This window comes from Alicyclobacillus tolerans, assembly GCF_900142255.1.
GTDB lineage: Bacteria > Bacillota > Bacilli > Alicyclobacillales > Alicyclobacillaceae > Alicyclobacillus_I > Alicyclobacillus_I tolerans.
Genome location: NZ_FRAF01000001.1, coordinates 170,547 through 195,351 on the forward strand (window position 1 = coordinate 170,547; position 24,805 = coordinate 195,351).

Below are 24,805 nucleotides of genomic sequence, written 5' to 3' on the forward strand. Positions count from 1 at the left end.
TGATTATCTAGCAGATGAAAGACTACTTGTATCAGCAACAATCTCCATATTTTCGATGAGATGTTGTTGGTAAATGAACGAGTCGCGGATTTTTCGAGCAGACTCTACTTGCACCTTATAATACGCAGTCGCATCCTCAACAGCAAATCCCAATTCGCAAAAGATAGACATAAGAAGATTTAGGCGCGGTAATTTTTTTTGCCAATGATGCAGATTTTGCTTGTCAATCTGAGATTGTTGAGAAAACCAATGATAATATTTTGAGATTTCTTGTCGACGAAGAGGGTGCAAATGACGCCAAGCATTTTTAACGTGTATTTGTACCCGCTTCTGTCCTTGCCATTGATTTTCCACAATTTCAACGATAGCCCCCAGACAATCACCAGGATGCCATGAATTGCAAATTTTAGGAGCTTGAAACCAAATCCATTGACCGATTGTCGCTTCCTCATCACGGACTGTAAATCTTAAATGATTCTGTTCTTTACCAATCCACTGCATGTCGATTAACTCTACAGGTCCCATATAAAAACAAAAGGATTTAAAACCGTTTCCATAGGGTTGGAGCCTTGTTAACCAATGCGCAAGTTCAGGCGTTGCTTCACGAAACATAAGATTTCCATCACTAGTCAGTGGGACATGCACATCATGTTTATCTTTTGCCTGGTTTTTTACAGTTGATTGAAACTGTCTCCGAAATGCCTCTAATTGATGGCGTTCTACAGCACAGCCTACAGCGTAGTCATGTCCCCCAAAATGGTGCAATGTTTCCTGACAGGATTCCAGAATGGCAAGCAGCGAATCATTTCCATAAGAACGACCGGATCCGCGCAAGAGATGTTGGCCGTTATTGGCAAATACAATAGCTGGTGATTGGAATTTTTCCGCAAGACGAGCAGCCACAATCCCTACCACTCCAAGCGGCCATTCTCCCCACACAACAATGCCCCGAGCATTTTCCAGTTGGTTTTGGTATTGCTCAATGGCCGCAGCGGTAGCTATCTCTGTCCAGGACTTTCGTTCTCGGTTTAATGACTCTATGGTTTCCGCCAGTGACTTCGCTTCTTCTGAACTTGGTCGATGCAACAAACGAAATGCAATATCGGCTGAATCCATTCTACCTGCTGCATTGAGACGAGGAATCATTCGCCAAAGCAATTGTTGGAGAGTGATTGACTCACCTTCAGGTAATCCTGCAACATGCAGAAGTGCACGCCAACCCGCATGAGACCATTGAGAGAGTACCTGTAAGCCATCCTTTATCAATCGTCGGTTCTCTCCAAGCATTGGCATTACATCCGCAAGTGCGCCGAGTGAAGCTAAAGCGATCCATTCGTTTTCGATATGGCCGTTGTGTAATGCAGCAGCTAATTTTAATGCTACACCTGCTCCTGATAATCGTTTGGCAACTATGGCATTTCTATGCCGGATATAATGCACTATAGCATGAGCTATGGGTAGTTCCTCACCGTGTTCGTGATGATCCGTAACAATGACTGGCAAGTGATATAATCTCGCTGTTTTCACAGCTTCTATTGCTCTTATTCCATTGTCTACAGTAATAAGCAGCGATGCCTCCAATTGCACAGCTTTCTCTACATGCTTAACTTGCAAACCGTATCCATCTTCTACACGATGCGGAATCCAACAAACCACTTTTGCGCCAAGACGTTCTAGAGCGTCGGTCAGTATAGTCGAGGCTGTTACGCCGTCCACATCGTAATCTCCAACCACCACAATGGGTTGATGACTAGATATACATTCAGCAATGATTTGACAAGCTAAATTCATGTCCAGAAAATCATCCGGTGGTGAGTAGGAAGGAGATTCAGCAAGAAATTCAGCTATTTCCGATAAAGTATGAAATCCACGTTTCCACAATAGTTCGACGAGCAAATGCGGTACAGAAAAATGTTCTGCAATCCTGTCTATTTCTTCAGAATCAGCAGAGCTATTGACCCAAAGTAGCTTGTCTTCTCTGTCATTCACTTCTTGATAAACATCAATCATGAGTCTGTCCATGTTCCTCTTCTCCTTCCACATACGGGTTCACATGGACAAATACATCCAAAATACGTGGAAAATTTGCTTTCATAGATTGACGCAAACTGGCGGCAATTTGATGCCCTTCAGCCACTGTGAGATTTGCATCCACGCTAATCTCAACATCTACAACCACATATGAACCGTGATCGCGCACACGCAAATCGTCAATATGGCAGACCCCACTTGAATGTTCTATCGATTCCCGATAAGGTGTTAAATCGGCATCCTCAAGAACCACGCGATCCATTAAAGGTTGTAAGGAGTCACGAGCAATTTTCAAAGCCATTTTGACAACTAAAATCGCGACAACTGCTCCTGCCACTCCATCCATTTGCATCAGCCAGACCCAATGAAGATAGCGGCCCAACAGTGAAAGGAGAATACCCAACAGAGCGGCCAGAGATGAATAGACATCGGAGCGATTGTCATAAGCGCTGGCCATCAGACTTTGACTTCGTTTTTTCTTAGCTATACGGATATTGACTTGGAACATCGATTCTTTAACGAGCATGGAGATAAACGCTGTCCAAGCAGCTAACCAATCTGGTTGAATAGGAGGGAAAAAGAGGGAACGCAAAGAGGAGTAGGCAACCTCCAAAGCAGCGGCTATCAAAAAGCCCGCAACAATGGAAGCTGCAATTAACTCCGCTTTTCCGTGACCATACGGATGATCATCATCGGGCGGTTTACGAGCAATTCGCAAGCCTACTACGACTGCTACACTGCCAACTACATCTGCACCTGAATGAACAGCGTCGGCGATGATGGCTTCATTACCTGTAATGACTCCAACTATACCTTTACCAAAGGTCAACAAGATATTGAGCAGGGTATTGATCCACGCTATTCTTGCTGTAGTCCCACTCAAGCAGATTCCACCTGTGTCTTACGAATATAACTCCGTCCTCGCCATACGACCCAAAGTGGTGCAGCAATAAAGATGGAGCTATAGGCACCACTTATCAAGCCTACGATTAACGCGAGCGTAAAATCATGAATCGACTGCCCACCAAAGAAGAACAACATGAGCGCTGCTATTAAGACAGTCGCTACCGTATTAATCGAACGAGTCATAGTCTGCCATAGGCTTTGATTAACCAGATCTTGTAATTCTTCGTAGCTTTTAGGCGGAGTTAATTTCATGTTCTCACGGATTCTGTCGAAGATAACGATGGTATCATTAATCGAATATCCAACAATGGTTAAAACTGCCGCTACAAAAGTCAAATTAACTTCTACGCGAAATAAAGCAAAGACTGACATGACTATAAAAGCATCATGCAGCAAAGCCACAATTCCAGCAAGAGCAAAACGATATTCAAAGCGAATCGCAACATATATGACTATAAAGAGCGAGGCCAGTAAAACAGCCCAAACAGCTTTTCGAGAGGTTTGATTGGCAACAAACGGATCGACTGTATTCACTTGGGGCTGCAAAGCATTGGGAAAAACTTTTGTGACGTCATTCGTAAGAGTATTAATTTGCTGGTTTGTCAGTACCTCTGGAAAACGAATAATCGCTGTTTCTCCATTTAAGCCAGCTACAGTAACATTGCTTGAAGCGACCGGTAGACCAGCATCTGACAGCCATTCATCCACTTTTGCCGTATGAACTTTTTCATTCAATTGAATTTGCACCTGTGAGCCAGCTTTAAAATCCGTGCCAAGATTAAATCCGGAGACGAGAAACACAATCAGTCCTGCAACTGTAATCAACGAAGAAAGCGTAAAAAACCAAGCGCGCCGGCGGACAATATCAAACTTCACATTCATTTTCCAGCGCCTCCTTTGCGCGCGCCGTACCAAGCAGGGTTTCTAAAGAGGTTGGATTTTGTCAATTGCAACAACATGGTACGTGACAAGAAAACAGCCGTTAATAGCGATACAATGATACTGACCATTAAGGCAATGGCAAAACCACGAACATCTCCTTGACCGAACCAGAACATCACAAGACCTGCTATGAAAGTTGTTGCATTGGAGTCGAGAATGGTCCGTAAAGCACGCTTGCTACCCGCAATGGTAGCCGATTGTAAACTTCTACCATTTCTCACTTCATCTTTAATCCGCTCATACGTAATAATATTGGCGTCGACTGCAATACCCATCCCAAGTATCAACGCCGCGAGTCCGGGTAGCGTCAAAGTAATTGGGAATCCAGCAAATACAAGTAAAGTCAGATAAGCGTAAGCAATAATCGCAATGTCAGCAATCAGACCAGCCAACCGGTAAATCGCAATCATGAAGAGGAAGATAAGGACAATAGCAACTAAGCCTGCATATAAGGTTGCTCGTAAAGAGGCAGCCCCCAATTGCGGTCCCACATTTGTTGAAGCAATCTGTTTTAAGGGATATGGAAGTGAACCTGCATTTAATTCTTTAGCCAATTGTTGCGCTTGTTGCATACTTCCAACACCAGAAATTTGTGTTTGACCGTTTTCAATGACACTCTGTACGGTTGCCGATTGTATCAAGTTTCCGTTCAAGAAAGTATAAACTGTTTTTCCAAGATATTCTTTAGTAATTTTAGCCCATAACGCTTTATTTTTAAAGGTTACGTCTACAACAGGTTGACCTGTTGTGCTATCCAATCCGGCTGTAGCATTGCTTTCCATATCTCTACCAGTGATGAGCAACGTCCCCGGCACCGGAACAGGCTTATTGTCCTTGCCCATTTTAATGTTTCCATAAATCTGCAAAACTGCTGTCTCGCCAATAATTTGCTCAGCCTGAGCCTGGTTGAAAGCTCCCGCCAATTGGACACTAATTTCATTGCCGTTTTCCAGATTAATTTGCGGTGAACTGACACCGAGAGAATTCACTCTCGTTTCCACCGCTTGTAAAGCTGCTTCAATACCTGCTTGTGTCAGTGGTTCATTATTGACAGGTTCAATCTTATAGAGCAGACTGATGCCACCTTTTAAATCAAGTCCAAGTGGAATCTGCCGCCACAGTTTCATGGTTGTTCCTGCTGCCAGGCCAATAATTATTACAGCAATCAGCAGAAACGAGCCAAAACGGCTCCATTTCATTGCTTGTCCTCCTCGCGATGAGCCAAAAGTTCCAGACCTTAGTATAATGGCGGTTGTTAAATATCGTCAAACCATCGGTTTATTTGATTCGTTGTGTTCTTCGTCATTTTCATCCAACATGCCTCGATAGGCATTCGCCATTTGAAAATTCATAAATTGGTCTATGCGCATAGATAAAATAGCATCTACCAAAGCATACAGACGATTCGTTCCTCGCGTCAGCCATTTTGCACAACGCCAAATATCTCTGACTTTTACACTTTCATAGCCAAGGGCTGTAAATTCCTCTACCTTCACTTGACAAATGGACTGAATTTCTGCTGTAAAATCATCTCTATCCACATCCTGTTCATTCACCCATTGTACCTCCATCCTGACCATTTTCTAAAGGCTATCACACAGCTAGATTCTCCGTTCCCGTGAAATTTCCTACCAAACAAATCATCTGAACATTCACTTGGACTAACCGTCAACAGACAGGCATACGCTTGTATCGATATTCTGTCTATGAACGACCGTTCCATGGGCAGGCCAAAGGAGGCCGACAACATGAAACGCCAAACATTTGTGCACGGCGCACTCGTGCTTATGGCAGCTAGTTTGGTGACACGTATTATGGGATTCGTCTATCGAATCTTTCTTACGCGTCTCATTGGTGCATCTGGAATGGGCCTCTTTCAGCTCGTTTTTCCGTTGCTTAATCTGGTCCTTACCTTTGTAACCGCTGGTTTGCCCATAGCCATTTCCAAACTTGTTGCTGAAGCTGTAGCAGCGGGCGATCGCGTTCGGATTTTACGCATCATTCGTGTCAGTTCCTGGGTTATCGGTGTGCTGGCTGTTATTTTTACTGCCATCATGTGGTTTGCCAGACACTTCATTCTCCATCATTGGCTATCCGACCCACGTGCTTACCCATCTTATTTAGCCATGATTCCTATTGTCAGCATCATTGCTATAGCAACGATCTATCGCGGTTACTTCCAGGGAATTCAAGATATGACTCCTACTGCAGTAGCCTCCATCATTGAACAAACTGTTCGTATTTTAACCATTTGGGGACTGGCTGCTTATTTTATTCGTTTCTCCCTGCCATTTGCCGCTGCAGCAGCCATGATGGGAATGGTATTCGGAGAATTGTCAGGATTGCTCTATCTCATCTTTCAGCAGAAAAAAAGAGCAAGAATCAATCAAATTTTACCAAACGCTCCTGCCAGAAGCAGCGAGACTGTCCGTCAAACACTGCGCTCATTGGCGGCAATTGCCGCTCCTGTCACATTAAGTCGACTCATTTCCTCGGCAATCTTTGCCTTGGAACCTATTTTGGTAACCCGGGCACTCTTGAAAGCAGGCATGACAACACATGCAGCAACCTCAGCATATGGGGAATACAGCGGAATGGCTATTCCACTCTTGTTATTTCCTACCGTATTCACTTGGTCATTGGCAACCAATTTAGTCCCCAATGTCTCCGAAGCTATTGCTGGTTCAAATTTAAGACGAGTTCGCGTGCGCCTTTCACAAAGTTTCTTAGCCACTGCTATTGTTGGTTTTCCGTCTTCTGTCATGCTGGCGTTGTTTGCAACACCGTTATGCGCTTCTATCTATCACCAAGCAGAAGTTGGAAAAATTCTTGCTGTCATGGCACCAGCTGGATTCTTTTTGTATCTACAAGCCCCCTTAACCGGAATTTTACAAGGTCTCGATCACGCTGGAATTGCTATGCGAAACTCGATTATAGGGGGCATTTTACGGCTCGGAATGATCTATTTTCTAGCTCGTCAACCCCATCTCAATATTATGGGTGTTGCATACGCAGTTACCATTTCCATTGTAGTAACCACCATTCTGCATATGATCAGCGTCGGCAGGAGAATTGGTTTTCCAGTGCGACTAGAAAGTTTGCTCAAAACCATTTTCGCTTCGTTGATCATTTACGGATTCTTAGAAATCATCACTAAAAGAACCACTACCGCTGTCGGCGGAAAGCTCTGGCTAGCGATATTTGCTGGATTTTTGCTCTATTTTCTTCTACTTTGCGGCATGCGTGTTGTCACTACCGACAATGTAAAACGTTTGCCAAAAATCGGTCAATTATTAGCTACGATAGTCTCCTGGGTTCCCTTTTCTGTCTAAGGGGACCTGGGAATAAGCAGCATCAATATACCAAGTGCCATCTTGCATAATCTCAGCAAAAAAGACTTCTTCCAATTTCGAAAAACCCCTTTTTTTTAATTCCTGTTTCACCCATGAGGCATCAACACATAAGGTTTGCAAAGACTTGTCCACTATTTGTCCATCCACTACAAGTGGTACAGGTACACCGCCTTCTGCTCCTATAACCTTCAAATCTGCTGGAGTGACTGGTCGAGCATGCGGTTTAGGATAAACGGATAATTCTCCTGAAGTTTCTAGAATGGCAAACTCTACATCCGAAGGGCTAAAATATCCTTTTTGTCGCAGTTGTGTGAGTAAATCGTGCATGGTATACCTTGTTTTTTTCATTTCTTGATCATTAATTTCTCCACGCTTAATTAATATGGCAGGCTCTCCATCAACCCAATGCCGAAACCGATGACTATATAATTGCAAAAAAGCAACAGATATTTGCAAAGCCACCAAAAGGGCAATTGCAAAGAGACTGTGCCATAAAGGAATTTTCCCGTCTTCAATAGGCAATGTGGATGCTTCAGCAATCATCACCGAAACAACAAAATCAAAAACTGAAAGTTGACCAATCTCACGCTTACCCATAATGCGAAGCGCAATCATAACAAAAAAATAAAGAATGACCACTCGTACAATGAGTAACCAAATCGGCATTATCATCACAAAAAACTACCCCCCAGCCTTTAGTATGACCGAGAAAGGGTAAGTTCATGGCAAGACTGAACGATTTTATGGGATCGAATCGATTTTACCTCTCCCCCACCAGAGGAAGATGACTGCTGATGAGCGCAAACTGTCTACCCACTTCGTCAAATAATTCAGTGGACTCATGAAGAGAACTCATATATTGGTAAGCCATACTAATTTTCAATCGAAGAGCCACATTGCCTGCAACATCAAAAGTAGCGTGCGTTAATACATTTTCCAATCGGTTAGCAATTGATTCCATTTCATTCATTTGCGCGTCAGGAACCAATAAAAAAAATTCATCCCCGCCATAACGACAAGCCAATTCCCCGTGGCGGACAGTATCGCGCAACCTTTGAGCAAAGTCATAGAGTACCTGATTTCCTGTGGAAAATCCAAACCGAGTATTGACCGAGTTAAAATCTTTAATGTCAATGCAAACTAAGCCCCAGCGGACAATTCCTTGCGCAATCATTTCACTGACACGCATATTGATAAAATGATGTTTATAAAGCCCCGTTAAACCATCGATATTATTCGGATTATCAAATTCAGGAAGATAAATAGCTGAACGATTCCGACCGCGCTTTTTTGCACCCCAGTACATCGCTGAATCCGCTTTGCTCAACAAATCGCGATCGTACGAACTATGTTCCGGATAGGCTGCCAACCCAATGGAAACGGTAATCCCTTGTAATTGAAAATCACCATACTCAACAACAATTCCTGCAACAGCGCGACGAATCTTCTCTATGAGTTCAAAAGCTTCGGCCAAAGGCATAGGTAAAACAAGCGCAAATTCTTCGCCTCCATATCTGGCTACAAGCGCGGATTCTCCAACAATTTCTTCGATTTTCTTTCCTACTTCACGCAGCACAACATCTCCAGCCAAATGACCGTAAGTATCATTAAATTTTTTAAAGAAATCAATATCTAATATAGAAACACATAGAGGAGTTTTTGAACTGACAGCATACGCCATACGTTTTTCGAGTTGTTGATAAAAATATCTGTAGTTATAAAGCCCAGTGGCTTCGTCATGAATTGAGCGCTCATTCAATTCTTGATAGAGGCGAGCGTTCTCCATCAATACCGACACCTGTGCACCGAGAGCCGTAGCATAATCCATTGAACTTTTAAAGGCGAACGTTCTTTTGGAATAAAGAACAATAGCGCCCTGTGCTTTGCCATGACTATGTAAAGGAACCACCAGCATACTCAATAACTGTTGCCCATCATTACCAATCCAGCGAACACGCTGATCTTTACGAGTATCAGGTACATAAACAGGCTGACGGCTATTCAGTACACTCCAAATCAAACCACCAGAACTTTGCGGGATGCCAGTTGAACTTTCCTCCACAGCAATATAATTGTGAAAGCGATGCTCTGGATTTACCGCAATCGGAACCAATACATTCGTCTGCATGTTGAGTTGAAACACAACGACTTCATCTGCGTTACATAATTTTTTGATGACGCGGGCAGTTTCTTTACCGATTTCTGTCAAGTCAAATTCGCTGGTCAAACGTATAGTTGTCTCATGAACCATTTGCATATCTTTTAAAATGCGCAGGGTACGCAGTGTATAAGCTAATACCACGAGAGGAATCAATGCGACAACTGTAAGCCAGCTACCCAGCGGACGGAGAAGCACCATAAAAATAGAAAACGGATACACAAATGCTAAATTTAAGATATCAATGCCAATGATTTTCAAAGCTGAACGAATAGAAAATTTACGAATCGCGCTGCTCAACAAATTGAGCAAAAGATGATTCACCAGAATAAACACAATACCAGCTATGGCCATAGCATACGCAACATGAAGATTTAGCGAACGCGGCGCTTCATTGGTTTGCATGAGGGCATGAAACACTTTCACGAGCGCAAGACTGGAGAGACAATATTGCCCTACATTAAAGACAATCACGTGCCAACTCGATGAACGTCGTTGCACGGCTACAGCAGAAATGAAAAAAGCTACTGCAGGTATCCAGATGGCGTAACTCCCGTTAAAAGCTGCAACCATACCAAGAGGTACAGCCATAATTAACGAAGAGAGAACATCTCCCATTTGTACTGGCCACATCTCCAAAAAAACAGAGAGTACCACAAGTACCAAAAAAGGCAGAGGATCTACCCTGAATAGATTACCGCTCATAAGAATAGCCATCAGAATACCCACTATACCCACTAACCAAGCTAGACTGGAAAATAGCTTGAGTGATTTGTGAATCATGGATGATTCACCTGCTTTCTATCCATCAAATCTTACAACAGAACATTTGACATGTAAGATTGAAAATATATTAGGGATTGACGTTATTGTACTATATATACAGAAAAATGTAACAAGTATTTTTGCATAGAAAACATAATCATTGAATACATGTGAAACATCACGAAAGAACAACCCTGACAAGTAGGTGAACTCTGGAGGTGAACGACTTGCCCGCTTTCAATGCGTGGGAGCCGTCTGATCAAAAGACCTATCCAGTCCTTTTGGGTATTTCTGTGGCTATTGTCCTCTCCATAGCAGGAATTCTCATTTCCTTGTGGTTGGCCGAATCCTATGAGTGGGACGACGGTATGATGATTACGAGCAGTTATATCGTACATGCTCTCGCTACTGTATGCGGCGCCTACGCAGCAAGTAGACACACAGTATCCAAACCCGGTTGGTATGTGGGCGGCATGACAGGATTTTTCTTCTCGTTAATCATGACAGGGATTGGGTTTTGGTCTTTTCATACATTCACCCTTGACGCAGGTGGAGTACTTCGCATACTCTTAATGACCTTGGCTGGATCTTTCGTCGGCATTATCGGCGCTCATCGTCATTTGGAAAAATACTGATAGATGTTTCATAGCATAAAAAACCGAAGCGCAACAGATTTGCACTCTGGCCGCTTCGGTTTTCTTGCTTACTCTATCCTACAATCCCTTAGGTTTACTCTTCGTCTTTCTCTTCTTTGCCCTGGGTCACTTCACTGTCAGAGTGTTCGGCCAAAACAGGAGCAGCGTTTGTCTCCTCTTCTGCCTCCTCTGACGTTTGCCATGTAGGTTGTTCTTGTTCAACTGGGGTACGAGATAGACTATCTTCTACCACACGCGCTATGGCACGCTGGTCGATCTCAATCACTACACCATTAGAAATTTCAGCTTCTACCATAGAGTCGGCTGCACGCACCACAGTCGCATAAATGCCTCCTACTGTCACAACGCGCATACCTGGTTGCAATTGATTCATCATAGCCTGGCGAGCTTTTTGCTGGCGACGCTGCGGCAAGACTGTGAGAAAATAAAATACCGCAATAAATACAACAATAATAAGAAGAGCGGATGGTTTCAAAAAATTCACCTCATTTTTGGATTTACTCTGTGAGCCTACTGCATTTAGAACCATACCTCAAAACCTAATCTTGTTTATTCCGAGTCATTGCTGGCAAAACCGTAAGACTCATAAAATTCGCGTTTAAAGGCTAAAAACCTATCTTCTTCAATTGATTTGCGAATTTTCTTCATCATGTCCAGTAAAAAGTATACATTATGATAGGACGTAAGGCGAATACCAAGCACTTCACCAGCCTTGAGCAAATGACGAAGATACGCCCGTGTATAAACTTTACATACTTGACAATCGCAGTTCTCATCAAGCGGACCGAAATCTCGGGAGTATTGAGCGTTTTTCAAAACTACTTTGCCCCGACTTGTCATGACTGTGCCATTGCGGGCAATGCGCGTTGGCAAAACGCAGTCAAACATATCCACGCCTCGCTCCACACCTTCAAACAAATCGTCTGGAGAGCCCACCCCCATCAGATAGCGCGGTTTATCTACTGGCAGGTGGCACACAACATCCGCCAAAACTTCATTCATCATAGGCTTCGGCTCGCCTACGCTCAATCCACCTATCGCGTAACCTGGAAAATCGAGATCGACCAGCGAAAGTGCCGCTTCTCGGCGTAAATCTGCATACATGCCACCCTGGACTATGCCAAACAAAGCTTGTTGATCCGATCGCTGGTGACTCGCCTTACAACGCTTAGCCCAAGCCAGCGTTCGTTTTAAAGAAGTCTCAATGTATTCTCGGGTAGCCGGATAAGGAGGACATTCGTCGAATGCCATAATAATGTCGGCTCCTAGCTTGTTTTCAATTTCCATAACCGTTTCGGGAGAAAAAAAACGCGGACTACCATCAATATGCGAGCGAAAGGTCACGCCCTCATCGGTGATTTTGCGCAATTTGGCCAAACTGAACACTTGAAATCCACCGCTATCAGTCAATACAGCACCTGGCCAGCGCATGAATTGGTGCAACCCGCCTGCCTCATCCACCAAATCTTCTCCGGGACGAAGATGCAAGTGGTAAGTATTGGACAAAATGATGCCCGCGCCCATCTCACGTAATTCAAAAGGTGAAAGTGTCTTGACGGTAGCCTGAGTGCCAACCGGCATGAAAACAGGCGTATCGATGGTTCCATGAGGAGTAATCAATCGACCACGCCTAGCGTTCGTATTTGAACTTGTGCTGAGAATCTTAAATTGTATAGAACTGGTCATGCTTCACCTCTTCGTTTTAAAAACATGGCATCACCAAAGGAAAAAAATCGATATTCCTCAGCAATGGCAGCTTCATATACCTGCAAGGCAAACTCACGTCCCATCCAGGCTGAAACGAGCATAAATAAAGTAGATTTAGGCAGATGAAAATTGGTAATCAAGGCATCTGCCATTCGAAAGCGATAACCTGGATATATAAAGATATCTGTTTCGCCAGAAGTTGCTTGCAAAACACCACTCGATCCAGCGCTCTCCAAAGTACGCAAAGCTGTTGTGCCAACAGCCACCACACGTTTGCCATTTGCATGAGCCTGATTCACAATATCAGCCGTTTCTTTTGGCACTTCATACCACTCACTGTGCATCTGATGAGCAGATACTTCTTCCACTTGAACCGGACGGAAAGTACCTAATCCTACATGTAGAGTAACCGGAGCAATCAAAACACCCTGACTGCGTAACTCTTCCAACAGTTCTTGGGTAAAATGCAACCCCGCAGTTGGAGCAGCTACTGAGCCTGTCACACGCGCATAAACTGTTTGATACCGTTCTTCATCTTTCAGTGGTGCCCGTATATAGGGAGGCAACGGCATGACGCCAATTTTTTCAATATAAGCATGCAACGTATCAGAAGAACTCATCTGAGTAAATCGTATTTCTCTAACCCCGTCCGGCAATTCCTTCAAAACTTCGGCTTCGCCAACCAGCGGTTGAGACAGATCACCTTTTGGATAAAACTGCAATGTAGACCCTTGGCGCAAACGTTTGGCTGGCCGGGCTAAAGCTGTGTATGTATCTTCACCCGTAGGCTGCAAGAGGAGCAGTTCAAAGCGCCCACCCGTATCGCATTTTTCACCCACCAGACGAGCCGGTAAAACTCGGGAATCATTAACAACCAGGACATCTCCCGACTGCAACTCCTCGACAATCTGTGCAAAACGCCGATGTTGCCACGTCTTTGTGACGGGATCAACCACCATGAGACGGCTTTCTGAACGATTTTCAATAGGATGTTGAGCAATCAAATGAGAAGGAAGTTGGTAATCAAATTCGTCCACTCGCATGTAAAAACCTCATTTCCGGACCATCTTGCCTTTATAGCGCTACATCTTTAACGATTATAAAGGTTGTCCAGAATTGGGTCAAAACAAGACAAGTGAATGTTCAAGTAGATATGATCAGGGCAACCACTTTTGGATCGGAGCTACGATCTTTTGAATTTGTCCCTGAGGAATTCTCAATGAATGGTGTATCCAACGGGGCAATTGATGCAATGCGTGAAGCGCATGGGCAGGCAATTGAATCACTTTTTTAGGTATTTTATTTATCTGCGACGGTATGTGCATGGCAGGGAGACCTTTTGCAGACGGAAGGATAGCAGGACGGTGTTGATGACTGTCGTTTTTTTTCGGAAGCGAAGGTACAAGATGCTGTTGCGCATGATGAAGACCTGCAATCTCAGGATGAATGTTGTTACTTTGTTGCCTGGGATTTGCATTCAAAGGCAAAGAATGAGGCGGTCGAGGTTGATCCTCAGGATTCAGAGCCGGAACATGGATCGGCATAGGCAACATTTTCTTTACCGAATAGCCCTTCTCCAATTTTTTTATCGCTGCTTGAAGAATCTGTGGACTAGGATGTAAAAGTGCTTGCGTAACTTTGACGTCTACTCCAGAACTATGACTGGACATTTTCGCCAAAAGATCTAAGGAACCGGGAATATTAGGCTGTTTTTGACGAATTTCTGTAAGGGCCATCACCACAGCCAATTGTACAGGCGATACTTGAGCTTGTATAGCTTGCTGCCAAGAACTTGTGGTCATTGGCAAATTCATGATAAGCAATGGTTTGCCATCTATTTTGGTTTCCTTTTGCAAATCGTGCATGGTTCGTTCTGTGATATAATGTATATTGTGGTTTTTTCCTACAGGAGCTGTTGTGACTACCATCACATCACATTGACGATAGGGCGTATTGGGTGCAGACACCACGGCATACTGCATAATTTCAGGCAATACTGTATCTATAGAACGTCCGTTCAATTGTATTTTGGAAAGCCAAGGATAGGTTGTATTACCCACAACCTGCCAAGACCTTACATGACCCGTATTATCCACAGTCAAAATCAAGTTAGGAGCTGCCCCAAGGGCAACGTACGCTTCCGCTTGAGCGTAAGGACTCAGCCGATAGACCACGCGACCGACACCTACACCAAGAACAAGCAATGCAGCAAGGCCAATCAACAAAACCTTTTTCGGATAGAGTGACCGAGTGCCAGTAAACCACTCAGACCAAATTTGAAGGAGTGGGAAGCGAGGTAATAATTCAGCATATACTTCTTGCCCAAGTCGCATTTCCTTTTGAAGCGAAACGCGTGCAAATTGACCATTTTGTGTAAGCACCAAGGCTGAGCGGCGTCTTTTTTTCAACACCACTCCTCTTACTTTTTCAACCTTCACTGGCCACACCTCCTTCAATCGCCATCCGATACCCCTGCTACATAGGATTGCAAGTATGGATAATCTCCAGCCAACAAGAGTACAACAGCCAAGATATATTTGCGCTGTCGTTCAAGCGTTTTCCGCGAGACAGTTGTCAACTGCTCGAGCTCTTTCATCGGCAAGGATTTCTTTTGCCGTACATAGGAAAGCAAATGATCATCACGAACAATCATTTTAGCTACAGCAATAGCATTTTGCCGAGCATCTTCATGTTTGGGACAAACTTTTATCAAAGCAGAAAAAGATAACTTAAACAACTGCAGTTCACGCTCGTATTCTTCAATTTCGTACGAACGCGCTGCTGCTTCCTGTTCCTTTGCGTAGTCTTCCAAGGAGGATCGGATTTCCACATAGTTCATGACATTGTTTTCTTCATCAGAAACTTCAAAATCACTCCATGGATTTCCTTGCACGGAACGTTGCTGTCTGCGATGCTCATCAATCAGACGGCGTTTAATAATGGTTTCAGCCAACGCCAAAAAACCATTGCTGCGTTCAGGATCGTAACTGTCGATAGCTTCGTTAAAAGCAGACAAGGCAATACTAAACTCATCATCCGTCTGGCGGTCGATGTACCGATGCGCTGCCTGGGAAGCAATTTTCAGGATATACGGAGTGTACTCATGAAGCATTCGCTCACGCGCCTCTGTATCTCCTGCCTTGGCAGCGTGGAGCAATGTGGTCAGGTCACGCGTATCGGCTGCTTTCCGACGCCGCGTTGGCAATAGGCCCACACGTTCCACCTCTCTGCTCATAAGATTCGCTCATGTCCAGACGTTTTCAGGGGTTGGCGTCTGTCAATTATAGCGGCAATTCTTCTATGGAACGTTCTGATGCACTGCTTGGCAATGGATATCCAAAGTGCTGATAAGCCAAAGGTGTTACTATGCGCCCCCGCGGTGTCCGCTGAATAAGTGCTTGCTGCAAAAGAAATGGTTCATAAACTTCTTCTATTGTTCCAGCTTCCTCTCCTATAGCAGCAGCAAGTGTATCCAGTCCTACGGGACCGCCGGAAAATTTTTCAATGATGGTTTTTAACAAGCGAACATCTGTCTGATCCAGACCAAGTCTGTCTACCTGCAACTGACTCAACGCTTGTCGAGCAATATCTTCGGTCACCACAGCCGCCTTTTGTACTTGAGCGATATCCCGAACCCGTTTCAAAATACGATTGGCGATACGCGGCGTACCGCGTGAACGCCTGGCGATTTCTCTAGCTGCTTCATCGTCCACTACAAGGCGTAAAATTCGGCTGGTACGAGTGACAATCTGAGCTAAATCATCTATCGAATAATAATCAAGATGGAGTATCACTCCGAACCGATCACGTAAAGGTGAGGAAAGCAAACCTGCCCTGGTCGTTGCACCAACCAGCGTAAAAGGAGGTAAATCCAGTCGAACGCTGCGTGCACTCGGCCCTTTGCCAATCATAATATCCAGCGAAAAATCTTCCATAGCCGGATAAAGTACTTCTTCAACCGAACGTGAAAGACGGTGAATTTCGTCAATAAAAAGAACGTCACCTGTTTGTAAATTGGTCAAGAGAGCAGCCAAATCCGCTGGACGTTCTATAGCTGGGCCTGATGTAATGCGAATATTGACGCCAAGCTCATTCGCAATAATCATTGATAAAGAAGTCTTACCCAAACCTGGAGGGCCATACAGCAATACGTGATCGAGCGATTCTCCTCTATCTTTGGCAGCTTGAATGAAAATGCGCAAATTTTCTTTAACGCCATCCTGACCAATATAATCTTCTAAAAACCGCGGGCGAACACTGTCAAGCGCAGGGTCTTCTGGGGCCCATTCACTTGAAACCACTCGATGTTCCACACCTGTGTCCCCCTCTTCTTAAAACTGCAAGAGTCTTGCATAACTATATCGAAACGCTCAACTTCTTGATGTTAAGCACGAAAAGATTTTTGGAGTGCTGCTTTGAGCAATGTCTCTACAGAGGCATCAGGCAATTCTGCCCTAGCACTGGCTAGGGCATCGAGACTCTCTCTCTCACTGTATCCCAAAGAAATGAGTGCCTCCACTACTTCTTTATCCATGGCAGGTAAAGAAATAGTTGTTGGAGTCGACACATTGGCTGACGGACTGATGGGAACGACCAATTTTCCCTTCAACTCCAGAATCAATCGAGAAGCTGTTTTTTTCCCAATCCCCGGTAAACGGCACAAGGTATCAACATCTTCCGACTCAATCCAACGGATGAATGTCTCTGCATCCGTACTGCCCACCATGGCCAAAGCGCTTTTGGGACCAACACCAGATATGGCCAATAGCTTCAGAAATAAACCGCGTTCCTCATCCTGTAAAAATCCATACAATTCCTGTGTATCTTCACGCAAATGTTGATAAGTATAAAGAAAAGCCGATTTATGCAGACTGAGCGCATGAAGAACACGTTCGGCCACAAAGACGCGATAACCCACTCCATTGACATCGAGATCGACCGCATTTTCATGAATAGCAAAAACATTGCCGCGCAAAAACACAATCATGGCGTTGTACCTCCAGAAAGCGCGCGACGAATCCGTTCTTCCTGCGCCACAAAGGGTGCCATATGAGCATGCGTTATAGCAACAGCAAGAGCATCTGCTGTATCGTCTGGTTTAGGGACGGTTGGGAGACTGAGTAAAGTTTTAACCATTGTCTGCACTTGGACTTTATCCGCGCGGCCATATCCAGTGACGGCAAGTTTCACTTGCATAGGCGTGTACTCTGCTAGTTGAACCTGATGCTCATAACCGGCCAAAATCGCTACACCTCTAGCTTGACCCACTGTAAATGCTGTAGTGGTATTGCGATTAAAAAACAATTCTTCTACCGCCATGACCTGAGGTTGATATTGCTCCAATAACGTTTGCAAACCATGAAACAAAATGGATAAACGCTTTGCCAAAGGAGTATTGGCTGGTGTTTCCAAACAGCCAAAAACGACTGCGCGTAGCTGATTTCCATAAGAATCAAGGATGCCATACCCCATACGAGCAAGTCCAGGGTCTATCCCCATAACGCGCAAGGATGACAAAAGAAAAGCCTCCTTTATAAATCGCGAGACTGTGTAACGAGACAGACTCGTGTCCATAAAAGAGGTTCGCCATAGTATACACGTTTTCCTACTTGACAAAAACAGTCATTAAACGGATTCTGACTCTGCTGTACCAGATGCCTGCAAATGACGCTCAAAAACTGGTACGCCAAAAAAGCCGCAAAGCAATGGATTAAACTTCCAATCGGAAGCATTGTTTGCAAAAGCACTGACACTTCCATCGCCCATCGAAGCCATTTGCAACGTCTGTTGACCGCGATCGTCCACTGTCCAATAAAGAGCCAAACGCTTAGCGCGTGTTGCTGAATGACCCGATTTTTCTTTCACTTGCTGAAAATCATTCTGAGATATATGAGTTGCAGCTTTACACTGCACTGTAGACATGACTTCTGTGGTGCAAAAAAGCAGCGCAAAGACAGCAGCCATAGATAAACGCCAATGCATGAAAATCACCTCATTTGCCATAAAAACTGTTCTCCAAGTCACTCTTATCATGCCAAGGAAGGCAGTTCTTATGCAAAACCGGCGATAAGTCTCTGTATTTTATAGTTCAGCGTTAGTATAGACACTCTGCACATCATCGTGCGCTTCTAATGACTCCAATAAATCGAGCACTTCTTCTGTCAGACTTGGATCAACTTCCATGGGTGTTACCGCTTCGTAAGTATATTCTGCATCTTCTAAAGGCAAGCCCTGTTTTTCCAGATGATCTCGAACACTTGTAAAGTTTTCAGGTGAAGTGACAATTTCCCATTCATCTTCATCTTCACGTAAATCGTCTGCACCAGCATCCAAAGCCTGAAGCATCAGTTCGTCAACATTCAAAGAAAGCGTATCTTTTTTGAGCGTGATACGGCCAATCCGCCGGAACATCCAGGCAACACTTCCGCTTTCACCAAGATTGCCGCCTCGTTTTTTAAAGATATGACGAATATCCGCTGCTGTTCGATTGCGATTGTCTGTGACAATATCCAGTAAGATGGCTACTCCGCCTGGACCATATCCTTCGTAGAGTACTTCCTCATAATGTGCTCCTTGCAACGATCCGGTAGCTTTAGCAATTGTACGAGCAATGCTGTCTGCTGGCAAATTTTCTCGTTTCGCTCTTTCAATTGCCACTTTTAAACGAAAATTGGTATCCGGATTGCCGCCGCCTTCTTTAGCTGCATGATAAATATCCTTGGACAGTTTCGTAAACAACTGCCCCCGAATGGCATCTTGCCTGCCTTTGCGACGCTGTATGTTATGCCATTTAGAGTGGCCTGACATCTTTCAATTCCCCCAATCTCGCAAATATCGGAAGTCAATACCAACCGTACGCGGCGATATTTTGGCAATCACAGGTGGTTTGCGCTTGTACTGATTGCGCCTTACCCGTTGAATCACCCGCGAAACAAGAGCCTCCGAATAGCCGAGTGCCACGGTCTCGTCCAATGAATACCGTTCATCTACCAAGTAATAAAGTACTTCATCAGCGTCATCGTATGTAAATCCAAGTTCCTGTTCATCTGTCTGATTTTCCCACAAATCAGCGCTTGGCGCTTTCTCTAAAATCGACCGTGGCACACCAACAGCGTTGGATAGTTGACGCACCTGACACTTGTATAAATCACCAATGGGATTCAGCGCTGAAGCCATATCGCCAAATTGAGTGCCATAGCCAAGCAGCAACTCTGTCTTGTTACTTGTCCCAAGAACAAGTGCAGCTAAATGGGCTGAAAAGTCAAAGAGTGTACACATGCGCTCGCGCGCCATACGGTTGCCTTTCCTGAGCGGTGTCGCTGGACTGCCAAGCAGAGCATCAACTTGAGCAAAATAAGCGTCTACTGGCGCTGTAATAGGAACGACCGTATGCGGCATTTGTAAATCATGGACAACCGCAAACGCATCCGTCAAAGAGGCTGGGCTACTCGTCTCATAAGGCATTAAAACGGCATGCGTCCGATCACGACCAAGCGCGCGAACTGCGAGATAAGCAACCAACGCCGAATCGATGCCGCCAGAGAGACCAAAGACCACTCGTTGAAACCCTGACTTATCGACTTCATCTCGAATAAATCGTTCTAGCAGCGCCAGTGTTAAATCCTCATTCAGACGCAGTCGATTGGCAACTTCAGGTTTCATGTTCGCTCCCCCTCTGGCTGACTGTTTGGCGCCCAATCACACTGAGTTTCTTCTCGTTGACGCAAAATTCTCTCCAGCTCGCGCTGAACCAACAAGGGTCTTTCATCTCGTAAGATAGGCGTACTGAAGCGAGCTCGCCGTACCGATCGCAAATCGAGTTGAATTGAGAACATTCCCTCTTCCACCGTAGGAGCAGTAAACAGCCAATCACCCTCAGGACTGACTGCACCGCTGCCCCCAAAAAAGGAAATGCCATCTTCCACACCTACTCGATTCACAAAAGCGATAGGACAGCCATACGTTTGTGCATACACTCGTAAAAGTTCACGCCAAAAACGTTGTGAGCCAAAATAATGAGCGTCTGTCACGTCACGAGCTGGAGAAGAAGCTGTAACAATCATGAAATTTGCACCGCCTAAAGCCAACAAATATGGACTGGTGACATGCCAGGCATCCTCACAGAGAAGCATTCCAGCAGTCCCAGCAGGCGTACCAGAAAATGTTTGAAAACGTGTTCCTGGCGCAAAATACCTTCGCTCATCAAACATCCCATAAGTGGGTAGGTATACTTTGCGGTGAACAGCTCGTACTTTTCCTTCAGATGCGTAAACAGCACTGACATGGAACAAATGGTGTGATGTTTCTTCAACAAAAGAAAAGACAATATCGATTTCGCGGCTAGCCTCTATTAAAGATTGTATTTGCGGATGAATGAGAGGTCTGGCAATGTCCAGTGTCATATCCTGCACTTGATAACCTGTCAATCCTAATTCAGGAAAAATAATTAACTGCGCCCCACGCGCCCGAGCTTCCCTAATCCACTCATGATGCTTGTCCAGATTCCATTCAAAGTCGCCCAGTCTTGGACTCAACTGGGCAAGAACCACTTGTAGGCGATCCACGATCGCAACTCTCCTATCTATTACTGTCCTATACAGACCTGCTTTCGTCTGCTTAATCCTAGGCTTAGTATACCTAGGCACCTGACGAATGCAAGCTGAGAACTACATGCGAATCGGATAAGGACTGTCACTGTATAGAAGTTGACGCCTTTTTGATTCACATTTGAGTGCGTAATGCACACGCGCCCAATCGTCAGCCGGATAGCCTCGTTTCGCCCATTCCACAAGAGACCGAGCCAGAATATCCGGCCAAGCCAAAATCCGCCAAAGAAGTCGTTCTCGCAAAGGCGACAAATGCGCAGCCTCCACATAAGCATCCATCATCTTCCGCCAATCGCCAGCTTGAAGATTCCCAAGAAATAAACTGTGGTTAGCTATTTGAGCCACGTCATAAAGCGGATCGTCCAAACCTGACTGGTCAAAATCAATCAACTGTACCTCCTGCGCTGGTCCAACAAGAAGATTATGGGGAGCTAAATCGCGGTGGCAGAAGGATAGCTGGCGAAATTCTACAAGCTGACGATAAAACGGAGCGGGCTCTTCCAGCACCTGGGAAACCTGCTTCAGCACACCAACCGAGAAAGGTTCAAGTGGCGGACAGCGTTCGCAAGCATCCTTCCAGACACCGGAGAGTGCTCTTGCCTTGAGAAATATTCTCTGCTGCAATGGCGTATGGTGAGAAAGAACAGAGGCGTCCATGCGCTGGACTGGAAGTTGATGAAGCTGGGCCAGCGCATGGATAGCCGCCATTCGTTCATTCGGCAAACCAAGATTCAAATGCCGTCCAGGTAACCAAGGTTGCAAATAGCCGAGAGATGGAATGGTGTGAAGTCTGGTTAAATATACATGATTCTGATTAGGCAAAGCTACAGCAAAACGTATACCTTTTTCCTGCAAAAGTTGAGAGACTTTCGACAACGCTGCTAAACGTTTCTCACTGTCTTTCTCCTCTGCAAATTTCCAGACATAGTTCTGCCCATCTGCGGTAATCAAACCTGTCACAGTTCGTCTTTCTATACTGGCAATAACATTGAGCCCGTAATAGGATGCGATTTCACGAATAGCACCCTCTGCTAGCAGAGCCATGTGTAGTCAACCCTTGTCATAGGTAATGGTATCTGACCATCCCTCATCATCTAATCCACCCACAGGAGTCTGGCCGGATGCAGGCAAATCATTGTTGAAGGCTACTGTTTCTAATTGCCCCCGCGTATCTGTCAAAATATCAGACCAAGAAGACAAATCATAACTGCTTTCAGCAGTCGCTGGACTGCCTATATCTTTGCGCAATCCTCCTGTATGTGTGTGGGGGCCTTCCCAGTCGTTTATATTTTCTTCCGATCCGGTTGGCATCACCGTTTTATCTTTCATCATGTTCTTGGGAGGTGCAGCACTGGGAATGTAGACCACACGTCCGGGATCCAGTGTATCGCTTGGGCTCATTCCGTTTAAATGACAAAGTTCTAAAACTGAAACGTTGTAGAGTTCAGAAAGCGATTCTACGTTTTCACCTTCTTGCACCACATGCGGCCAAACAAACCCAAAATAACTGGGCACTTTCACGGTTGCTTTACTGGTTTTACTTTTTTTCTGCCCACCAGCAGATGATTTACCAAGTTCCGGGATACTGAGTGTCATGCCAGGAATAAGTTTGGCTGGAGATGTTATTTCTGGATTGGCTGCTAGGATGAGTGGAATTCGTACGCCAGTTTTCTTGGCGATACTGTAAAGACTGTCTCCTGGGCGCACAACATATTTTTTCACTACCGATTCCCTCCTCTGCGCGAAAGTCAGACTTTCCGCGCACGGTCTGCGGCAGTATATGCAGGCGCCCAGTCGAATGTCAGAGAAGAATGAAAGGAAATTTAGACTTTGAAAGTACCCACTAAGGATTGCAGTTCCTGGGCTAAATGAGATAACTCGTGTGAGGCTGCGGATATTTCTTCAACCGTTGCCAAACTTTCTTCTGTACTAGCGGCGTTAGCTTGTGAACCGGCAGCCACTTGTTCCATATAAGCATTTAAAGTTTGAATGACACTCAGACAACTTTGTACAACTGCACGGGTTTTTTCTACACTTTCTGCGATACTGTCTGTTGTGGGAACCACTTGTTTCACAGCCTGCAAAATACCATTCAGTACAGATTTGGTTTGCACGCTTGCTGCCTTACCGGCCTCAACAGAAACTACACCTTCTTGCATCACTTCGGTAACCCGTTCAGTGAGTTCGGCGTTTTGCCGAACAATCTCGTCGATTTCCAAGGTCGCAGAGCGACTTTGTTCCGCTAATGCGCGCACTTCTTGAGCAACAACCGCAAAGCCGCGTCCTGCTTCACCAGCACGTGCAGCCTCAATCGCAGCATTGAGCGCAAGAAGGTTTGTCTGATCAGCCAAGTCACGGATGGTATCCAGAATACGGTTAATCTCTTTTGATGATGAAGCCAAGCGAGAAACTTCCTCATTGGTTTTAGCAGCAATTTCAGCGACAGTTTGCATGGTACTTTCTGCTTGTACGACAGCTGCCTCTCCCTGTTCCGTCGCTTTCACCACTTCATCCACAGCTTGAAGCACGTGCTGTACACGGTTAGCAGTAGCGTTCCCCTGTTCCTCCACGCGTGTCATTCCTTCTTTCATGTCACTCAAGGAGAGAACGGCCTTTTCACTTAAAAGTGCAAATTCACCAGCCGTTTCAGCAATTTCATTGACAGCATGGGCTGTCTCATCCGTGGAAGCTGTCAAATCTTGTGCATTGGACGCCAACGTATTGGCTGTCTGCACAACTTTGCGCACTAAATCAGCAACCGAGGCTAACACCCGATTGGTGGCTTCAGCTAATTTTTCAATCTCATCACGGCTGTGCACCCCTTCAATACGTCGGCGCAAATCCCCATCTGCACTGGCAATTTGATCGAGAATTCGCGTAACTCGTCTAATATTGCGGGGAGTTTGAAACGTTGCAGGAATTCCAAAAATAAGGCCAATGAGAATAGTGAATAAAATAAGGACTCCCAATACTACAAAAGTAACATTGACAGTTTGTTTGAGGTGTAAAGCAGAACGATTGGCGGAAGTTTGCACCGTATTTAAAAATTCATTGATGGAGTCAGAAGCATTGGCTAATCGTTGTGTGCCTTTGCCCTCTGCAACCAACTGCAATGCTTGTTTCCCTTCATCGTCCATCATATACGTTACCAATTCATTCGCTTCGGTAGAATAATTGACAAATTGAGCTTTGGCATTCTCAAGTTCTGCAAGGCTCTTTGGATTATCGGCCAGCAAGTTTTTGAGTACATGGTAAGTGTTTATAAAATCGCCCGATTTATCGTAAAAGCCATTGTTCAATAGATTTTGATTATTCGTCATAAGATAGCTGTGCATGGTTGAATCCATAGATAGCAGATCTTCCTGTAGTCGGTGCCCGTCCTGCAAGATTTCTACATCTTTTGTGGCTACCGTCTGTATTTGACTGCGCATGTTTAACAATTGCACCGTACTGACCACGCCAATCACGATAATACTCAGTAAAATGATGCCAAATGTTCCACCAATTTTAATTTGAATGGATAAAAAAGGGACTTTTTTCCTGTACCAATCTCGTACTTTGTGTAGTGGTGACGAACTGCGATTGGGCAGCTCTGAATTTTGTAATTGTGGTTCCAAACTCAACTGAACTTCGCCCCCATCTCCTATACCCTAGTCAAAATGACAGAGATGAATTCGACTT

General features: G+C 44.9%; 24 protein-coding genes. 2 read left to right on the top strand and 22 right to left on the bottom strand.

From position 1 onward, the window contains the following. Positions 1-3 precede the first annotated feature (3 nt). The 5 genes from recJ to BUA75_RS00900 form a co-directional block, all read right to left on the bottom strand. The gene (gene recJ / locus BUA75_RS00880; RefSeq protein ID WP_072872676.1) at positions 4-2,022 is read right to left on the bottom strand and encodes a single-stranded-DNA-specific exonuclease RecJ; all 2,019 of its coding nucleotides are present in this window, start codon (positions 2,020-2,022) and stop codon (positions 4-6) included. Continuing rightward, a complete protein-coding gene (locus tag BUA75_RS00885; RefSeq protein ID WP_242650216.1) occupies positions 2,003-2,914 on the bottom strand; it encodes a cation diffusion facilitator family transporter in 912 nt (303 codons plus the stop codon). Before BUA75_RS00885 ends, recJ begins: the two co-directional genes overlap by 20 nt. Continuing rightward, positions 2,911-3,819 (bottom strand): protein translocase subunit SecF, encoded by a 909-nt coding sequence (gene secF, locus BUA75_RS00890; protein ID WP_072872678.1) that lies wholly within the window; start codon positions 3,817-3,819, stop codon positions 2,911-2,913. The genes BUA75_RS00885 and secF overlap by 4 nt, the downstream gene beginning before the upstream one ends. Beyond that, a complete protein-coding gene (gene secD / locus BUA75_RS00895; protein ID WP_072872679.1) occupies positions 3,816-5,078 on the bottom strand; it encodes a protein translocase subunit SecD in 1,263 nt (420 codons plus the stop codon). Before secD ends, secF begins: the two co-directional genes overlap by 4 nt. A gap of 66 nt (positions 5,079-5,144) precedes the next feature. Continuing rightward, positions 5,145-5,435: a post-transcriptional regulator gene (locus BUA75_RS00900; RefSeq protein WP_165611914.1), complete on the bottom strand. Its 291-nt coding sequence runs from the start codon at positions 5,433-5,435 to the stop codon at positions 5,145-5,147. 192 nt (positions 5,436-5,627) lie between these two features. Between BUA75_RS00900 and spoVB the strand changes: the two genes are divergently transcribed. After that, a complete protein-coding gene (gene spoVB, locus BUA75_RS00905; RefSeq protein WP_072872680.1) occupies positions 5,628-7,211 on the top strand; it encodes a stage V sporulation protein B in 1,584 nt (527 codons plus the stop codon). Here the strand turns inward: spoVB and BUA75_RS00910 are convergent. Then, complete coding sequence (locus BUA75_RS00910; protein WP_238413723.1) at positions 7,173-7,904, bottom strand: DUF421 domain-containing protein; 732 nt, start codon at positions 7,902-7,904, stop codon at positions 7,173-7,175. The two genes, spoVB and BUA75_RS00910, sit on opposite strands and share 39 nt — an antisense overlap. A gap of 88 nt (positions 7,905-7,992) precedes the next feature. Then, positions 7,993-10,173, bottom strand: coding sequence for a sensor domain-containing diguanylate cyclase (locus BUA75_RS00915; RefSeq protein WP_072872681.1), 2,181 nt, complete (start codon positions 10,171-10,173; stop codon positions 7,993-7,995). 200 nt (positions 10,174-10,373) lie between these two features. On the opposite strand from BUA75_RS00915, the gene BUA75_RS00920 reads away from it, so the two are divergent. Then, entirely contained in the window at positions 10,374-10,790 is a 417-nt protein-coding gene (locus tag BUA75_RS00920; protein ID WP_207549673.1) for a TIGR04086 family membrane protein, read from the top strand. 94 nt (positions 10,791-10,884) lie between these two features. Here the strand turns inward: BUA75_RS00920 and yajC are convergent, their stop codons facing one another. The 15 genes from yajC to BUA75_RS00995 all read right to left on the bottom strand — a co-directional run bounded on the left by yajC (position 10,885) and on the right by BUA75_RS00995 (position 24,747). Beyond that, complete coding sequence (gene yajC / locus BUA75_RS00925) at positions 10,885-11,286, bottom strand: preprotein translocase subunit YajC (RefSeq protein ID WP_165611915.1); 402 nt, start codon at positions 11,284-11,286, stop codon at positions 10,885-10,887. A 74-nt stretch (positions 11,287-11,360) separates the two neighbouring features. Continuing rightward, complete coding sequence (tgt, locus tag BUA75_RS00930) at positions 11,361-12,497, bottom strand: tRNA guanosine(34) transglycosylase Tgt (protein WP_072872683.1); 1,137 nt, start codon at positions 12,495-12,497, stop codon at positions 11,361-11,363. Beyond that, a complete protein-coding gene (gene queA, locus BUA75_RS00935) occupies positions 12,494-13,561 on the bottom strand; it encodes a tRNA preQ1(34) S-adenosylmethionine ribosyltransferase-isomerase QueA (RefSeq protein ID WP_072872684.1) in 1,068 nt (355 codons plus the stop codon). The genes tgt and queA overlap by 4 nt, the downstream gene beginning before the upstream one ends. A 114-nt stretch (positions 13,562-13,675) precedes the next feature. Next, entirely contained in the window at positions 13,676-14,956 is a 1,281-nt protein-coding gene (locus BUA75_RS00940) for an anti-sigma factor domain-containing protein (RefSeq protein ID WP_072872685.1), read from the bottom strand. Positions 14,957-14,970: 14 nt separating this feature from the next. Further along, positions 14,971-15,753, bottom strand: coding sequence for an RNA polymerase sigma-I factor (gene sigI, locus BUA75_RS00945; protein WP_242650217.1), 783 nt, complete (start codon positions 15,751-15,753; stop codon positions 14,971-14,973). A 46-nt stretch (positions 15,754-15,799) separates the two neighbouring features. Then, positions 15,800-16,831, bottom strand: a complete 1,032-nt coding sequence (gene ruvB, locus BUA75_RS00950) for a Holliday junction branch migration DNA helicase RuvB (RefSeq protein WP_072872686.1) — start codon at positions 16,829-16,831, stop codon at positions 15,800-15,802. A 71-nt stretch (positions 16,832-16,902) separates the two neighbouring features. Further along, a complete protein-coding gene (ruvA, locus tag BUA75_RS00955) occupies positions 16,903-17,505 on the bottom strand; it encodes a Holliday junction branch migration protein RuvA (protein WP_072872687.1) in 603 nt (200 codons plus the stop codon). Then, entirely contained in the window at positions 17,502-18,026 is a 525-nt protein-coding gene (ruvC, locus tag BUA75_RS00960) for a crossover junction endodeoxyribonuclease RuvC (RefSeq protein ID WP_072872766.1), read from the bottom strand. The genes ruvA and ruvC overlap by 4 nt, the downstream gene beginning before the upstream one ends. A gap of 117 nt (positions 18,027-18,143) precedes the next feature. Beyond that, the gene (locus BUA75_RS00965) at positions 18,144-18,521 is read right to left on the bottom strand and encodes a hypothetical protein (RefSeq protein WP_072872688.1); all 378 of its coding nucleotides are present in this window, start codon (positions 18,519-18,521) and stop codon (positions 18,144-18,146) included. Between the two features lie 78 nt (positions 18,522-18,599). Further along, positions 18,600-19,325, bottom strand: a complete 726-nt coding sequence (locus BUA75_RS00970) for a YebC/PmpR family DNA-binding transcriptional regulator (protein WP_072872689.1) — start codon at positions 19,323-19,325, stop codon at positions 18,600-18,602. Positions 19,326-19,328: 3 nt separating this feature from the next. Next, on the bottom strand, positions 19,329-20,180 hold the full coding sequence (locus BUA75_RS00975; protein WP_072872690.1) for an NAD+ synthase: 852 nt from the start codon (positions 20,178-20,180) through the stop codon (positions 19,329-19,331). Next, a complete protein-coding gene (locus BUA75_RS00980; RefSeq protein ID WP_072872691.1) occupies positions 20,177-21,082 on the bottom strand; it encodes a nitrilase-related carbon-nitrogen hydrolase in 906 nt (301 codons plus the stop codon). Before BUA75_RS00980 ends, BUA75_RS00975 begins: the two co-directional genes overlap by 4 nt. Before the next feature lie 102 nt (positions 21,083-21,184). Further along, positions 21,185-22,168 (bottom strand): aminoglycoside phosphotransferase family protein, encoded by a 984-nt coding sequence (locus BUA75_RS00985; RefSeq protein WP_072872692.1) that lies wholly within the window; start codon positions 22,166-22,168, stop codon positions 21,185-21,187. Positions 22,169-22,174: 6 nt separating this feature from the next. Beyond that, positions 22,175-22,846, bottom strand: a complete 672-nt coding sequence (locus BUA75_RS00990) for a LysM peptidoglycan-binding domain-containing protein (protein ID WP_072872693.1) — start codon at positions 22,844-22,846, stop codon at positions 22,175-22,177. A 101-nt stretch (positions 22,847-22,947) separates the two neighbouring features. Continuing rightward, the gene (locus BUA75_RS00995; RefSeq protein ID WP_072872694.1) at positions 22,948-24,747 is read right to left on the bottom strand and encodes a methyl-accepting chemotaxis protein; all 1,800 of its coding nucleotides are present in this window, start codon (positions 24,745-24,747) and stop codon (positions 22,948-22,950) included. Between the last annotated feature and the right edge of the window lie 58 nt (positions 24,748-24,805).

Excerpts from the sequence above, each read along its gene's own strand:
- tgt (WP_072872683.1), bottom strand. The coding sequence starts at position 12,497 with ATGACCAGTTCTATACAATTTAAGATTCTCAGCACAAGTTCAAATACG.
- BUA75_RS00910 (WP_238413723.1), bottom strand. The coding sequence starts at position 7,904 with ATGATAATGCCGATTTGGTTACTCATTGTACGAGTGGTCATTCTTTAT.
- BUA75_RS00915 (WP_072872681.1), bottom strand. The coding sequence starts at position 10,173 with ATGATTCACAAATCACTCAAGCTATTTTCCAGTCTAGCTTGGTTAGTG.
- BUA75_RS00975 (WP_072872690.1), bottom strand. The coding sequence starts at position 20,180 with ATGAAACCTGAAGTTGCCAATCGACTGCGTCTGAATGAGGATTTAACA.
- spoVB (WP_072872680.1), top strand. The coding sequence starts at position 5,628 with ATGAAACGCCAAACATTTGTGCACGGCGCACTCGTGCTTATGGCAGCT.
- secD (WP_072872679.1), bottom strand. The coding sequence starts at position 5,078 with ATGAAATGGAGCCGTTTTGGCTCGTTTCTGCTGATTGCTGTAATAATT.
- recJ (WP_072872676.1), bottom strand. The coding sequence starts at position 2,022 with ATGGACAGACTCATGATTGATGTTTATCAAGAAGTGAATGACAGAGAA.
- BUA75_RS00965 (WP_072872688.1), bottom strand. The coding sequence starts at position 18,521 with ATGGCAAATGAGGTGATTTTCATGCATTGGCGTTTATCTATGGCTGCT.
- BUA75_RS00970 (WP_072872689.1), bottom strand. The coding sequence starts at position 19,325 with ATGTCAGGCCACTCTAAATGGCATAACATACAGCGTCGCAAAGGCAGG.
- ruvA (WP_072872687.1), bottom strand. The coding sequence starts at position 17,505 with ATGATTGTGTTTTTGCGCGGCAATGTTTTTGCTATTCATGAAAATGCG.
- secF (WP_072872678.1), bottom strand. The coding sequence starts at position 3,819 with ATGAATGTGAAGTTTGATATTGTCCGCCGGCGCGCTTGGTTTTTTACG.
- queA (WP_072872684.1), bottom strand. The coding sequence starts at position 13,561 with ATGCGAGTGGACGAATTTGATTACCAACTTCCTTCTCATTTGATTGCT.
- sigI (WP_242650217.1), bottom strand. The coding sequence starts at position 15,753 with ATGAGCAGAGAGGTGGAACGTGTGGGCCTATTGCCAACGCGGCGTCGG.
- BUA75_RS00985 (WP_072872692.1), bottom strand. The coding sequence starts at position 22,168 with ATGGCTCTGCTAGCAGAGGGTGCTATTCGTGAAATCGCATCCTATTAC.